The organism is Robertmurraya sp. GLU-23 (assembly GCF_052983275.1).
In genome coordinates, this window is sequence record NZ_JBRKCV010000003.1 from 259,169 (window position 1) to 274,097 (window position 14,929).

Genomic DNA, 14,929 nt, shown 5'->3' on the forward strand with positions numbered 1-14,929 from the left:
GGAGGAGAGCGGGGTTAGCGGTAACCAAAAGAGCAGTTAGGTTCCTATGAGGGCAGGAAAAATAAGTTAACGGTAACCAAAAGGGTAGTTAGGTTCCCGCGAAGGCAGGAAAACTAAGCTAATGGTAACCAAAAGGGTAGTTAGGTTCCCGCGAAGGCAGGAAAACTAAGCTAATGGTAACCAAAAGGGTAGTTAGGTTCCCGTGAAGGCAGGAAACCAAGTCTAGTGGTAATCAAAAGGGCGCTTAGGTTCCCATGAGGGCAGGAAAACTAAGCTATCGGTAACCAAACATCCAGTTAGATTCCCATGAAAGCAATAAAATGAAACCTGTGGTAAGGGTTTCTAAGTCCCCATGTAGCAGAATATATGATAGTAATCTGATTACTTTCGAATCCGGTGAGGTCAATATTTTCCACCCTACTCGTCAATGTAAGCAGTTTCATAAAATCTATGAATCTCTAAAATAGGGAGTAAGATAATGTAAAAGGAGTGGTTTGACGTGGTGAAGGTAACAGTATGGAATGAGAATCGACATGAGCAGAAGAATCCAGTGGTAAGGGATATTTATCCGGAGGGTATTCACGGGGCGATTGCGTCGTTTTTAACTTCAGCAGGTTACGAAGCGAAGACAGCGACTCTTGATGAGCCGGAGCATGGATTAACAGATGAAGTGTTAGCAAATACAGATGTACTTGTTTGGTGGGGGCATCTTGCTCATAACGAAGTGTCAGACAATGTCGTACAAAAGGTGCAGCAGCGCGTTCTTGATGGAATGGGCTTAATTGTGCTACATTCTGGTCATTTTTCGAAAATCTTTAAAACTTTAATGGGAACGAGCTGTGATTTGAAGTGGCGTGAAGCAGATGAGAAAGAGCGCCTATGGGTAGTGAGCCCGAGTCACCCGATCGCAGAAGGAATCCCTGAATATATTGAGTTACCGCAGGAAGAAATGTACGGTGAGCATTTTGATATTCCACAGCCAGACGAGCTTGTTTTTACTAGTTGGTTTGAGGGTGGAGAAGTGTTCCGAAGCGGTTGTACATATACGCGCGGAAACGGGAAGGTGTTCTACTTCCGTCCAGGACATGAAACGTACCCAACTTACCATAATGAACAAATTCAAAAGGTCATCACAAACGCTGTCAAATGGGCACAGCCAGTGAAGAGAGAGCGTCCAGTATACGGAAATGCAAAACCGTTAGAAACGATCAAAGGGGGAAATTAGCATGAAAAAATTACGTGTAGGTGTAATTGGCTGCGGAAGTATCGCGCGCCATCGCCATTTACCTGAATATGCAGCAAATCCAAATGTGGAGCTTGTGGCAGTTTGTGACAATAACGCAGAGAGAGCACTTGAAATCGGTGAAAAGTACGGAGTTCCATCGTACACAAGCTTTGTGGAACTTTTAAGAAATGCGGAAGTGGATGCGGTGAGCGTATGTACACCGAACTATCTTCATGCACCAATCTCCAATGCCGCGCTGCTTGCAGGCGTTCATGTGCTATGTGAAAAGCCAATGGCGACTTCTGAAGAGGAAGCAAAGTCGATGATTGAGACAGCAAAAAATAGTGGCAAAAAGCTGATGATCGCGCACAACCAACGTTTTGTGGCCTCTCACCAAAAAGCTCGTCAACTGATTCAGAGCGGTGAAGTTGGGAAGATTTATAGCTTCCGTACGGCTTTCGGACACGGTGGACCAGAAGGCTGGAGCGTGGAAGGCAAGGAAGGTTGGTTTTTCCAAAAAGACAAAGCGTTCGTTGGTGCGATGGGCGATTTAGGCGTTCATAAAACAGACCTTCTACGTTATATACTAGGAGAAGAAATCGTTGAAGTGGGTGCATTTGTTGAGACGAGTGCGAAGGAATTTGCTACAGTCGATGACACGGCAGTTTGTGTGTTGAAAACAGAAAGCGGTATCATTGGGACGCTTGCGGCGAGCTGGTCGTATGTGAGCAAGGAAGATAACTCAACGATTATTTATGGAGAAAACGCAATTCTTCGTTTAGAGGACGATCCAACCAATTCGTTAGTTGTTCAATACAAGAATGGTGACGTGGTGAATTACCAGCTTGGAAAAATTCAGTCCAATGATGAGGGTGGCCAAAGTAGCTCGCATGTAATTGATCTATTTGTGGATGCTGTGCTAAATGATAGAGAAGTGGCTGTGAGCGGAGAAGAGGGAATGAAGTCTCTTGGAGTAATCTTAGCAGCTCTTGAGTCAAATGAAACAAAACAGATTGTGAGAGTAAAAGAATAATGGAAAAGCTACGAATCGGGATTATCGGGGTTGGCGGGATTGCACAGGCCCGCCATATCCCGGCTTTTCTTGCTTTAGGCGATAAATGCACGATTACGGCCGTTAGTGACGTGAATGGTGATCGAGCTCGTGAGGCGGCAGAAAAGTTCAATATCCCACATGTGTTCCAGGACTATAAAGAACTTTTTCAAGAGGTAGATGCGGTTTGTATATGTACTCCGAATAAATTTCACGCAGAAATTACGATTGCTGCGTTTGAAGCGGGAGTTCACGTGCTTTGTGAAAAACCGATGGCGTTAAGTGCTGCCGAGTGTGAGGCGATGATTGACGCTTCAAAAAAGGCAAACAAGGTACTCGCGATCGCGTATCACTACCGTTTTATGAAGGAAGCCATCGTGGCTAAGAAGTCGATGGAAGACGTTGGGGAGGCACTGGTTGTCCGGGTTCAAGCCCTCAGACGTCGCAAGGTTCCAGGCTGGGGTGTTTTTACAAACAAAGACCTTCAAGGTGGCGGGAGTTTAATCGACTTTGGCTGCCATTTACTAGATTTGGCCCTATGGCTGATGGGCAATCCGAAGCAAACAAGCGTTACGGGTCGCGCGTACAATACGTTGAGTAGGGTGCCTGGTCAAGTGAACCAATGGGGAGAGTTTGACCATCAGACGTTTGAAGTGGACGATCATGTAACGGCTTACATGACGTTTGAAAACGGGGCATCAATGCTGTTTGAAACGTCTTGGGCTGCGAATATAAAGGAAGATGTTGCGAATGTCAGCATTTCGGGTGTTGAAGGCGGAATAAATGTATTCCCATTTGAACTCTACACAACGAAAAATGGCATGCTTTTTAACACGCAAGCGGATTGGCTGCCAGGGGAAGAGGAACCAGATGTGCCACAGGCAAGGAATTTTGTCGCGGCTTGTTTGGGTGAAGCGGACCTTGTGGTAAAACCAGAAGAAGCGCTACAAGTATCACAGATTATTGACAAGATATACGAGAGCAGTGAAAGGGAGGAAGGTTCACGATGAAACTAGGTGTATTTACAGTACTTTTTGCAGAGAAATCATTTGAGGAAATGCTTGATACGGTAAAAAATGCAGGCTTACATGCGGTGGAAATTGGTACGGGGTGCTATCCAGGGAATAACCATTGTGATCTGGACAGTCTTTTGGCTAGTGAAGAAGCAAGAGTGGAGTATCTTCGTAAAGTGGAAGAGCGCGGCTTGATTATTAGTGCGTTCAGCTGTCATGGAAATCCGATTTCGCCGGATAAGGCATTTGCGGAAGAGTCCCATGATACGTTGTTGAAGACGATCAAGTTGGCGTCACTTTTAAACGTACCAGTAGTGAACTGTTTCTCTGGTACAGCTGGTGATTCCGAGGATGCGAAACAGCCGAACTGGCCGGTGGCACCTTGGCCGAATGAGTATGGCGATGTGTTGAAATGGCAGTGGGAAGAGAAGTTGATTCCTTACTGGCGTGAAGTTGGACAATACGCGAAAGATCATAATGTAAAAATTGGTCTAGAGTTACATGGCGGATTTTTAGTTCACACACCATATACTTTGTTAAAGCTACGCGAGGAAACTTGTGACGCAATTGGGGCGAACCTAGATCCAAGTCACTTATGGTGGCAGGGAATTGATCCGGTGGCTGCGATTAAAATTTTAGGAAAAGAAAATGCGATTCATCATTTTCATGCGAAGGATACGTATATTGACCAAGACAATGTCAATATGTACGGATTGACCGATATGCAGCCGTATGGGGAGATCCGAACTCGTGCGTGGAACTTCCGCAGTGTGGGTTGTGGACACAGCTTGAAAGAATGGTCCGATATGATGAGTGCGTTACGAACTTACGGCTACGATTATGTTGTGAGCATTGAACATGAAGATCCAATTATGTCGATTGAAGAAGGCTTCACTCGTGCAGTGGTGAATTTAAAGTCCGTGTTAATTGAACAGCCGGTATCACAAATGTGGTGGGTGTAAGCAGAAATAGAGGTGCGAACGTGAACAAGAAGTGGTGGAAGGAAAGCGTCGCTTATCAGGTGTATCCGAGAAGCTTTATGGATAGCAATGGAGACGGGATTGGCGACTTAAAAGGGTTAACTTCGAAGCTAGATTATTTAAAGGATTTGGGCATTGATGTGATTTGGCTTTCACCGATGTACAAATCGCCAAACGACGATAACGGCTATGATATTTCCGATTATCATGACATCATGGATGAGTTTGGCACGATGGCGGATTTTGATGAGCTATTGGCGGGCGTTCATGAGCGTGGGATGAGGATTATTTTGGATTTGGTGATCAATCATACGAGCGATGAGCATCCTTGGTTCATTGAGTCACGGTCGAGCAAGGATAACCCGAAGCGTGATTGGTATATTTGGGCTGACGGGAAGGATGGCAAGGAGCCGAATAACTGGGAGTCCATTTTTAGTGGTCCGGCTTGGAAGTACGACGAGGCGACCGACCAGTATTTCATGCATATCTTCTCGACACGTCAGCCTGATTTAAACTGGGAAAATCCAGAGGTGCGTGAGTCGTTGGAGAACATGGTGAACTGGTGGCTTGATAAGGGCATTGATGGATTCCGTGTGGATGCCATTTCTCATATTAAAAAGAAGCCAGGATTCCCAGATATGCCGAATCCCAATGGGCTAGATGTGGTTCCTTGCTTTCCTTATATGATGAATGTGGAAGGAATCGATGAGTGGCTGGCTGACTTTTCACAGAGGACCTTTAAAAAGTACGATGTGATGACCGTTGGGGAGGCTAATGGGGTTAAGATTGCTGACGCGGATCGCTGGGTTGGCGAAGAGAACGGCTATTTTAATATGATTTTTCAGTTTGAGTTTTTGGACCTGTGGGATAAGAACTCGGATGATAGTCGTGTGGATGTGCGCGCGTTGAAAAAGGCGCTAACAAAGTGGCAAACGGGATTGGAAGGAAGAGGCTGGAATGCGCTCTTCATCGAAAATCACGACCAGCCGCGCCGTGTGTCGAGCTGGGGAAATGACAAGGAGTACTGGAAGGAAAGCGCGAAAATGCTGGCTGCGCTGTACTTCCTGATGAAAGGAACTCCGTTCATTTACCAAGGCCAAGAAATTGGAATGACAAACGTGCAATTCCCGAGGATTGAGGATTACAACGATGTGGGAATGGTGAATTATTACCGGGTGGAACGCGAAAAGGGTCGCTCGCACGAGGAGCTCATGAAGCTTATCTGGAAGCAATGCCGAGACAATTCGCGCACGCCGATGCAGTGGAATGCTTCATCGGATAAAGCTGGATTCACAAGTGGAGATTCAACTTGGCTTGGGGTGAACCCGAATTATGTGGATATTAATGTGGAGGCACAGCTGGACGATCCGGATTCGATCTTGAGCTTTTATAAGCAGTTGATCCGGTTGAGAAAGGACCAGCCGGTATTCGTGTACGGTACGTATGAGTTATTGCTAGCGAATCATCCGAAGCTGTTTGCGTATATACGCAAATGGGGCAAAAAGATGGCGCTTGTGGTCAATAACTTCAGCGAAGACGTGACAAGATTCAGAGTGCCGGGAAGTTCTGTTGTTAGTGCTGGAGGAAAACTAGGAGACTTTGAACTAGTGTTGGCAAACTATGAAGTAGAAGATCAAAAGCTTCGCAAAGAATTCTCCCTACAACCGTATGAAACGAGAGTGTACATCTTACGGTGACAGACACCCTCCGTGGACAAATAGGGCCAATCTGTCTTTTTAGGGTGTCTGTCACCCTTCGTGGACAGATTTGGTCTTTTTGTCTTTCTGGAGTGGACAGTTGGTAGAGGAGGGGAGTAGTATAATACAAGCCTCCGCTTTCCCAAAGCAATAACCCCCAATATTGTTAATGAATATTGGGGGTTAAGAGGTATTATCTTTTCTTTCCACATAATACACATTCACTTGTATAGTAGCTGTATTTATGATATCTCCTGATTAAACACAGGATAGCTTTTATTTTGGACATATGAAATAACTCCTCTATTGTTAAATACCCTAGGACAATAATAGAGGAATGTTATTATAGACTGGTTACAATTTGATTAAGAATTATAACATTGCTATTACAATATAGAGACAGGGGGATAATTTAGTCCTCGTTTTTATTTTTAAGTTGAAGGTGAGGGTAAGGTGATTGTTCATATAGTTGATGCCACATCTTGCGGTGACAGACACCCTCGGTGGACAAATATGGGCAATCTGTCTTTTTAGGGTGTCTGTCACCCTTCGTGGACAGATTTGGCCCTTTTGTCTTTCTAGAATGGACAGTTTGGAGGGAAGAGAGATTGTTACGTTTATTATGATTTATATGAGGTAAACTGTTGACTCTATTTATTGGTGGGTGAGAGAGTAGTATAATACAAGAAACCCCGCTACCCCGTTTTTTAAAACTACCAAGTTCTCCACAAAAAACACCATTCTAATTAAAGGAGGTTCACGCATGGCAAGACGTGCACGTACTTGGTTTCCGGGTGCGAAGTATCATATCACAAGTAGAGGAATCAGGAAGCAACCCTTGTTTTACGATGATCCTGATCGAAGGAAATACTTAGGAATATTATTTGAAACTAAAGAAAGATACGATTTTAATATCCACACCTACTGCCTTATGTCCAATCATATTCATCTTCAGCTTGAAACCACGAAAATTCCTCCAGGCCCGATCATCAAATACCTTCATAGCAAATACGCCAGGTATTTTAACCTCAAATATGACTTCTCCGGACATGTATTCGAAAAGAGATATTTCCACGATATAATCGATTCCCCTGAACATGAGTTAGACCTTAGCCGTTATATTCACAGAAACCCCTTATCTGCAGGTATGGTTGAATCCGTAGAAACTTACCCTTGGAGCAGTTACCGAGCCTACATCTTCAACGAACATAATCCCCTTGTAACAAAAGAACAAATCCTTTCCTATTTTCCCGAACCAATGCGAGAACACTATCTAGAGTTTTTGATGCAAAAAGAGAATTATGGATCAAAGGAAATGGAGCGGTTGTATGGCCTCGAGTGTTTATAGTTTTGCTTTGCTGGGGATTGATGGGCAGGTGGTTGAAGTGGAAACAGATACAATGGTGGGGCTGAGTTCTGTATCCATTGTTGGGTTAGGTGATAAGGCAGTGAAAGAGGCACGAGAAAGACTCGAAGCAGCAATGTTATCATCAGGCTTTGTTTTTCCTGTATTCAAAGTGGTTTTTAACCTTGCCCCTTCTGATATGAAGAAAACGGGAACTCATTACGACTTAGCTATGGCAATAGGGTTACTTTTAAGAAGCAATCAAATACCAGAACCAAGAGATTTGAATCAAACCGCATTTATTGGAGAACTTTCATTGAACGCTAACATTCGTGGAAGCAGTGGAATCCTTCCCATGGTTTTAAAAGCGCAAGAGGTTGGAATTAAGAAAATTCTCCTTCCAATAGAAAATGTACAGGAAGCGAAATTAGTAAAAGGAGTAGAAATCTTTGGATGTAGAGATTTAAGAGAGGCTGTTGAAATTTTGGGAGGGAAGGTTCCAGACGAATTATTACTAAATGAAAAAGGTATTCCAGAACAACAAACCAAATTGGATTTTATTGATGTTAAGGGCCAGGAAACCATCCTTAATTACATGATAATAGCGGCAGCTGGAGGACATAATCTCCTCATATTATGATACATAGTCAAGGTTAGTTAATTTTGATGTATGAGTGATTATTGAGTAATAGAATTATTAAATGTATAATCTGATGAAGTGGTGAAAAAAGTAGATTTATTGTTCCACATAGTTATCATATCAACTGTAAATGTATAGAAAAGGTGATTGTTTGAAGAACAAAAAAGATTCACTAAAACCAAAGTTTTACTTCAAGGAAAGTGCTTTAGTTGATATAAACAAAATAAAATATCCAATCACACAAGAAGGTATGCAAAGCTTTAAGCAAAACTTTCACCCAAATTACTCGGAGTTTTATGAAGATGAGTTAATTGGACACTTTTCAAAGATAAATCATAACTTAACAATATTAGGCGAAATAAGAAATTTATCAGAACAGTTTCCTTATCTTTACAAGGTGATAAAGAGAAACATGATGTACTTAACCGACTTTATTCACTATTCTATTGATAAATTGATTAGTCCATTAAGCAGGATTCATAGAAGTAAAAAACAAAAATCTTATTCATATTATTTCTATGCAAGGTCTAGAGATTTGCCAATTGTATTCAATTATGGACAATATAACACTTGGAATAGAAATATAAATATTTTTTGTACGGTTGGTTTAATTAAAAAAGTACCGATTGAAAAAATCGAAAATCAAATGGTAATAGAGCGAGCAATTGTTGAAAAAAACAAATTAGCTAAAAGACTTGGAATACCTGCTGTAGCACTAAAAGAGGTTACTTTTTATACCATCCCATTTTACGATGATGAATTACTTTCACAAGCGGAATCTATTGCCAAAGTATTATTAGAAAATAACTTTAGGTCAAATGGATTCTCCAAGACTTACTTGATAAAGGTTTTTGGACAAGAGTTTGCGAACAATGTTTTTCAAGACGAGCGATTTATTACAGAGTACAGCAATTATGTCACAAATGAAATTGAATCCTTTATCATAAAAAGAATAGATGAAAAAGGATATACTACAAAGGATGACATAATAAACAACTTACAAATCAATCTTTCTAAAATTAATGTGACAGAATACGGATTTAATAAAGGAAGTAAAAAGAACATCATCGAAAGGGAATTTAATAGAAGTATTACCCAGATATTGATTAAAAATGGATTGGAATACAGAAAAGCAAATAAAACAATTAAGGAGATGTATTGTTTAGATGGTTACAAAAATATAATATTATCATCTGAAACTGAGGCTTTATCGTCTAAGGTTTAGTTTTTTATGTGTTTTGCTAAAATGTAAACTTTTTACCCCATTAGTAATTTAGCCTTAAATACACATCCTTCAACAAACATAGAAAACTTTCTACGAACGAATGAACAAATTTTGCTGAATCCATGCATATAATAACTTATAGATGTATTAATTAAGAAGTAGAAAAGGCAAAATTGAACTTAAAAAAAGTTAATTTTGCCTATAACTTATAAAATAATTGTATTTATAAATTTAATTAAATACCAAAACGAAATTAATATGCACTTGTTCTTTTAACATATGCCATCTTACCTTGTCCCTTTTCATACATATATTCAGGAATTTCAGCAGAAACTCTTAAATCTATATTTCTTTCTAATAAAAGGTCGTATACACCATCAAATGAATCTCTATCAAAATATAAATACCATGAATCTGAATAGCCTCCATCAAATGGAGTTAATTGTCCGCAAAAATAATCTTCTTCATATGTAAATCCATAATTGTAATAATCACAAAGTTCTATTGTTCCTTCTAAATAAAATTCCTTGTCTAAGTTGTTGGGCATATTATATTGAACCTCATCAGCAGTAACACTGATATTAGTTGTTGCTATAAAATCCTTTTTCTTACTCTCCATCTGCTCCTTATCTTTTTCTTCACTTGCCATTTCCAATGTTTGTACAAAATCCGTATCTAAATTTTCCGCAGATAAATTTGATTTTCCAAAAATCTCTTCTAAGTTTTTATATGATTCTTCATATTCCGTTTGGATTTCTTTATCAACATCACCAAAAAACAATGAAATACCAACCTTTGCAGAATTTCCTACTAAATCACTTATTTTATCAGAAATTTCTTCTTCTTTCTTAGATAGTTCTTTTTCCTCTTCCCATGCCCTCATTCTATCGAACACACCTTCAGAAGATGGCTTCTCATTCTTAACCGATTCATTAATTGCAATAGTCATCTGAATGCCATCATCCCATACTTCTTGTCGAACATCTTCGGGTTTGCTTTTTCCTCCAATGGAACATCCAACTAATACAATAGTAATTATAAATAATAGCAATAATAACTTTCGCATATCTAATACCCCCTCCAACTTTCTGTATTTAAATAATGTTATAGGAAGAATTACCCACTGTAAATAGAGTGGGAAAAAATGTTGGAAAAAATTAAAAAGGGGTTCTAGAATGAATGTAACAAAATAATAATTTTGTTACATTGGTAATGGTAAAGAAATGCTGTTATATCAGTGTTTTAAGACGGTTGGTCAAAAATATTGTCTTTTATTATTCATTATGTTACATTGTAAGTAACATAATGAATGTAAAGGTGGTTAAAAATATGGAAACTGTTCAGCCGATTAGGAGTAAAAAAATGATAGAGGAAATGAAAGAGGTTCTTATCCAGCAATCTTATCGAGATTATTTTCTATTTGTATTCGGTATCAATTCAGCTTTACGTATTAGTGACATACTTCAATTGAAGGTTATGGATGTAAGGGACAAGGATTACATTACTATAAGAGAAAAGAAAACAAATAAAGCAAAGCGTTTTAAAATCAACATAACATTACGTAAAGTTATAGACGAGTATACAAGGCGAATGGGAGACGATGAATGGCTTTTTCCGAGCCGGAAGGGCGATAAGCCTATTACAAGAGTACAAGCCTACAGAGTGCTAAATAAAGCTTCTGACAAGGTGGGGTTGGAAGAGATAGGGACGCATACTTTAAGAAAAACATTTGGTTATCACTTTTATCAAAAATCAAAGGATGTAGCATTGTTACAGAATATATTTAATCATTCAGCACCAAGTGTAACATTACGCTATATAGGGATTAATCAAGATATGATGGACGAAGCAATTGATGACTTCGGATTGTAAGGAACGATTCATTATTCTTTTTATTATGTGGGGGTACATTTATAGTAAATGTACTCCTTTCCTTTTATGTGGGTGGGTTAATACATCCTCAGCCCTACTTTGTACTAGATTTATACGATTGAAAATAAACGATGATAATGTAATATTATATATATAATGAAACATTATCAAGGTGGTGTTAGATTTGAGTAAGATTAGTGTCTGTGCTTATTGTAGGGTATCAACAGATTCAAAAGACCAAGAAAACAGTTTTGAAAATCAGAAATCCTACTTTAAACGTGAAATTAACAAGAATGAAAACTATAAACTTTATAAGATTTATGCAGACAAAGGGATTACAGGTACATCTTTAAGTAAACGAGAACAATTTAATCAAATGCTATTTGACGGAGGATTAAATATTATTGATGTACAAGGAGAACCAACATTTAGGATTGATAAGGATAGAAAACCTTTATTTAATCGAATAATTGTAAAAAACACTAGTAGATTTGCACGAAATGTAGAAGCGATTCAAATTATTAGAAAATTAAGGGGAAACGGGGTGTTTATTGATTTTCTTGATATAGATTTAACTACTGAACAAGAAGACTTCGAGTTTGTACTTAATTTGTTTTTAAATTTTGACCAACAAGATTCTATTGATAAGAGCAAGAAGGTTCGATTCGGTCAGTTTGAAGGTGCAAAGAAAGGCAATATTTTCGTTAATACAAAGTTATTCGGATATCAATACAATGTAGATTCAAAGGAATTAGAGATTATTGAGAAGGAAGCGGAAATAATCAAAATTATTTTTGGATTGTATGTAAATGCTAATTTAGGCATACGAAAAATTATAGACTATCTTGATGAAAATGGATTTAAGACTAGAGAAGGAAATTCTTTTGCAAAAAGTACCATAAAGAAAATCCTATCAAATGAAAAATATTGTGGTGTTTTAGTACGAAACAAGTTTGATACTGGAACAATATTTAATAAGAAAAAAACGCCAAAATTAAGACCTGAACACGAGTGGATTGTTCATGAAGATAGAGTACCTGCAATTATTGATAAAGAATTATTTCAAAATGCTCAAAAAATGCGGAAGTCAAAAGCAGGTAAACAAAGGGGAATTAATCACGGGAATAGTGAATTTGCAGGATTAATTAAATGTACCCAATGTGGAGCAAGCTATACAAGGAACAATGATAAAGGTAGGGTATTCTACAATTGCTCCACTAAAAAAACAAAAGGGACGAAAGACTGTGACAATGTAAATGTCCAAGAATACAGCATTGAAGAAATCATTTTCGGTCTTGCAAATGGTGGACTTTTCCATGTTTTTTTAAGTAATAAAGATGTACAAATTAAACAGCTAAAAGAAATTAAGGAAAGAATGAAACAAAGCATAGATAAAGACAGTGTAAACGAAGTTCTGAACAAGAGAGATGAGTTAGAACGATTGGAAAAACAAAAAAGTAAATTACTCGACTTGTATTTAGAAGATACATTTGATAAGAAACAACTTTCCAATAAAAGCGGAGAAATAGACGAAAGGATTGGAAAAATAAATTTTGAGATTAAAGAACTATCTAAGGAGCAAAGCGAGATTTTTGATGACATTGAAGAGGTAAATCAAATCATTCTTAAAATTGAATCAGAAGGCATTAAAGAAGCTTTTACTAGAGAAGAGATAATTGACAGTATCAAAACAATAAATGTTGAAAGAAGTGCGGAGGATAGTAAAAAGCCTACTCTTAGACTTCAACTTAAAGCCTTTGATGTAATAAATAAATATGTTGGCAAATATGAGGATTTAAAGCTAGGAAAGAGAACGGATACTGTCCAGTTAATGTACCTCAAGGAATGAGTATTATTAACTGGATTATGTATCACAATGTACTTATGATTGGTCCACCCGGTTGTGGCAAATCAATGATTGCTAAAAGAATTCCTACGATCCTTCCTGAGATGAGTGAAAAGGAGTCATTAGAAGTAACCAAGATTTATAGCATAGCAAGTATGTTACATGAAAAAGGAACCTTAATAACACAGAGACCGTTTCGTGCACCCCATCATAATGCTTCAACAAACTCACTCATTGGCGGTGGACCATTTGCGAAGCCAGGAGAGATTTCTTTTGCACATAATGGGGTTCTTTTTCTTGATGAGATCGCTGAGTTCAGTAGGAAAACTCTTGATGCTCTAAGGCAGCCTCTTGAGGATCAGATGGTCACAATCACGAGAGTGTGGGGTTCAAACTCCTATCCTGCTAATTTTATGCTAGTTGGTGCGATGAATCCTTGTCCTTGTGGTTATTTTGGGAATGAAAAATGTAGATGCACAGACTACGAAATTATTAAATATCGGCAAAGATTATCGGGTCCTATCATGGATCGAATGGATATTCAGAAATACGTTAATAACGTAAATTTCTTTTCAGATGTTCTTCCATCAAAAAGTTCGGCTGAATTAAAAGCGCGGGTGGACAATGCAAGAAAGATCCAGGAAAAACGGTACAAAAATATATCAGGAATAAGCTCAAATGCTCAACTAACGGCATCCTTAATCACGCAATTTTGTCCTTTAGATTCTGAAACTACTTCATTGCTTCAAAAGGCATACGATCGTTTTAAGTATAGTGGTAGGAGTCTTCATAAATTTATAAAAGTGGCGCGGACCATCGCTGATCTAGAAGGTGAAGAGAAAATAAATTCAAATAACATGAGAGTAAGTTTACAAAGTAGAGACTTGGATAAAGACGCATTTCATTTGTTTGGAGGAGGCCATGGATAAGTATTGGATTTGGCTATCAACATTAAAATATATTGGTCCAGTTATGCAGAAGAATCTCTATTCATATTTTAATGGTGATCTTAAGAGGATTTACGAATCAACACAAACGGAATTGAGTGGAGTTCCTGGTATCACTACACGAATGATTCAACAAATAATTGATAACAAGAGTTTTGAAAAAGTTGATTCAATTAGTAGAACCATTGAAGAAAAGGGTATAGGTTTGTTACACATTACAGATGAAAGGTATCCTGAAATCGCAAAGACATGTAGTGAGTCGCCAATCCTTCTTTATTATAAGGGTAGGTTACAGAAGTTTGAACGATCAATTGGAGTCGTTGGTGCAAGACGTTGTACTGAGTATGGGAAAAAGGTTGCCAGGGACATAGGAAAAGGACTTGCTAAAAGGGATGTAGTCTTAGTAAGTGGTTTTGCGAAAGGTATCGATTCGTATTCGCAAGCTGCCTGTATGAAGGAGGGGGGTAAAACGATTTCCTTCTTAGGAAGTGGAGTAGGCATATGTTACCCCGCTGAACAACGAAAACTTTATGATGAACTGATTGAATCAGGAAGTGTATTTTTATCTAAATATCCGCCTGGAACACCAGTTAAACAGCAGCATTTTGTCGAAAGAAACGCCTTAATTAGTGCTTGGTCAAACGAAGTCATTATAGTTGAGGCTGGTGTCAAAAGTGGGGCACTCTGGACCGCGAAGTTTGCTGAAAGGCAGAAACGGGAGGTATATGCAGTCCCGCATCCTATTTATTCATTAGAAGGCCAAGGGTGTAATCAATTATTGGTAAAAGGAAAGAGACCATATATTGGAGTGGAGTCAGTATTTCACGAAAATGTGAGTATGGATTCTATAGCTGCTACTAAACTAGATACAAATTTAGTTTTATTGGAGAAAATACCACAGTCTAGCTCAATCAGCAAATTAAAACAGGTGTTAGGGTCGGAACATAGAGATCTAGAAGAGCAACTATTTTCATTGGAATTAGAAGGAAGGATTATAATAAGAGGAGATCAAGTAGTTAGAATATAACGATTAAGGGTTGGCTCACAAAGAGCCAACCCTATTTTTGTGAAAAAGTGTCCACTCCACA

13 protein-coding genes are annotated in these 14,929 nt (G+C 38.6%); 12 read left to right on the plus strand and 1 reads right to left on the minus strand.

All coding sequences use genetic code 11. The annotated features are described in order from the left end of the window. The first annotated feature begins 499 nt into the window (after positions 1 to 499). The 8 genes from ACVBAX_RS08760 to ACVBAX_RS08795 all read left to right on the plus strand — a co-directional run bounded on the left by ACVBAX_RS08760 (position 500) and on the right by ACVBAX_RS08795 (position 9,176). The gene (locus ACVBAX_RS08760; RefSeq protein WP_447116670.1) at positions 500 to 1,225 is read left to right on the plus strand and encodes a ThuA domain-containing protein; all 726 of its coding nucleotides are present in this window, start codon (positions 500 to 502) and stop codon (positions 1,223 to 1,225) included. Position 1,226: 1 nt separating this feature from the next. Next, entirely contained in the window at positions 1,227 to 2,258 is a 1,032-nt protein-coding gene (locus ACVBAX_RS08765; protein ID WP_447116671.1) for a Gfo/Idh/MocA family protein, read from the plus strand. Beyond that, the gene (locus tag ACVBAX_RS08770; protein WP_447116672.1) at positions 2,258 to 3,286 is read left to right on the plus strand and encodes a Gfo/Idh/MocA family protein; all 1,029 of its coding nucleotides are present in this window, start codon (positions 2,258 to 2,260) and stop codon (positions 3,284 to 3,286) included. The genes ACVBAX_RS08765 and ACVBAX_RS08770 overlap by 1 nt, the downstream gene beginning before the upstream one ends. Further along, positions 3,283 to 4,251: a sugar phosphate isomerase/epimerase family protein gene (locus ACVBAX_RS08775; protein WP_447116673.1), complete on the plus strand. Its 969-nt coding sequence runs from the start codon at positions 3,283 to 3,285 to the stop codon at positions 4,249 to 4,251. Before ACVBAX_RS08770 ends, ACVBAX_RS08775 begins: the two co-directional genes overlap by 4 nt. 20 nt (positions 4,252 to 4,271) lie before the next feature. Then, positions 4,272 to 5,966, plus strand: coding sequence for a glycoside hydrolase family 13 protein (locus ACVBAX_RS08780; RefSeq protein WP_447116674.1), 1,695 nt, complete (start codon positions 4,272 to 4,274; stop codon positions 5,964 to 5,966). A 763-nt stretch (positions 5,967 to 6,729) separates the two neighbouring features. Continuing rightward, on the plus strand, positions 6,730 to 7,314 hold the full coding sequence (locus ACVBAX_RS08785; protein ID WP_447116675.1) for a transposase: 585 nt from the start codon (positions 6,730 to 6,732) through the stop codon (positions 7,312 to 7,314). Further along, the gene (locus ACVBAX_RS08790) at positions 7,295 to 7,951 is read left to right on the plus strand and encodes a magnesium chelatase domain-containing protein (RefSeq protein WP_447116676.1); all 657 of its coding nucleotides are present in this window, start codon (positions 7,295 to 7,297) and stop codon (positions 7,949 to 7,951) included. Before ACVBAX_RS08785 ends, ACVBAX_RS08790 begins: the two co-directional genes overlap by 20 nt. Positions 7,952 to 8,102: 151 nt before the next feature. Continuing rightward, positions 8,103 to 9,176 (plus strand): hypothetical protein, encoded by a 1,074-nt coding sequence (locus ACVBAX_RS08795; RefSeq protein WP_447116677.1) that lies wholly within the window; start codon positions 8,103 to 8,105, stop codon positions 9,174 to 9,176. A gap of 253 nt (positions 9,177 to 9,429) precedes the next feature. Here the strand turns inward: ACVBAX_RS08795 and ACVBAX_RS08800 are convergent, their stop codons facing one another. After that, the gene (locus ACVBAX_RS08800) at positions 9,430 to 10,242 is read right to left on the minus strand and encodes a hypothetical protein (RefSeq protein ID WP_447116678.1); all 813 of its coding nucleotides are present in this window, start codon (positions 10,240 to 10,242) and stop codon (positions 9,430 to 9,432) included. A 263-nt stretch (positions 10,243 to 10,505) separates the two neighbouring features. Between ACVBAX_RS08800 and ACVBAX_RS08805 the strand changes: the two genes are divergently transcribed. The 4 genes from ACVBAX_RS08805 to dprA all read left to right on the plus strand — a co-directional run bounded on the left by ACVBAX_RS08805 (position 10,506) and on the right by dprA (position 14,868). Next, positions 10,506 to 11,048, plus strand: coding sequence for a site-specific integrase (locus tag ACVBAX_RS08805; RefSeq protein ID WP_447116679.1), 543 nt, complete (start codon positions 10,506 to 10,508; stop codon positions 11,046 to 11,048). Positions 11,049 to 11,232: 184 nt separating this feature from the next. Continuing rightward, on the plus strand, positions 11,233 to 12,897 hold the full coding sequence (locus tag ACVBAX_RS08810) for a recombinase family protein (RefSeq protein ID WP_447116680.1): 1,665 nt from the start codon (positions 11,233 to 11,235) through the stop codon (positions 12,895 to 12,897). After that, positions 12,894 to 13,823 (plus strand): YifB family Mg chelatase-like AAA ATPase, encoded by a 930-nt coding sequence (locus ACVBAX_RS08815; RefSeq protein WP_447116681.1) that lies wholly within the window; start codon positions 12,894 to 12,896, stop codon positions 13,821 to 13,823. The genes ACVBAX_RS08810 and ACVBAX_RS08815 overlap by 4 nt, the downstream gene beginning before the upstream one ends. After that, on the plus strand, positions 13,816 to 14,868 hold the full coding sequence (dprA, locus tag ACVBAX_RS08820; protein ID WP_447116682.1) for a DNA-processing protein DprA: 1,053 nt from the start codon (positions 13,816 to 13,818) through the stop codon (positions 14,866 to 14,868). The genes ACVBAX_RS08815 and dprA overlap by 8 nt, the downstream gene beginning before the upstream one ends. Positions 14,869 to 14,929: the final 61 nt, after the last annotated feature.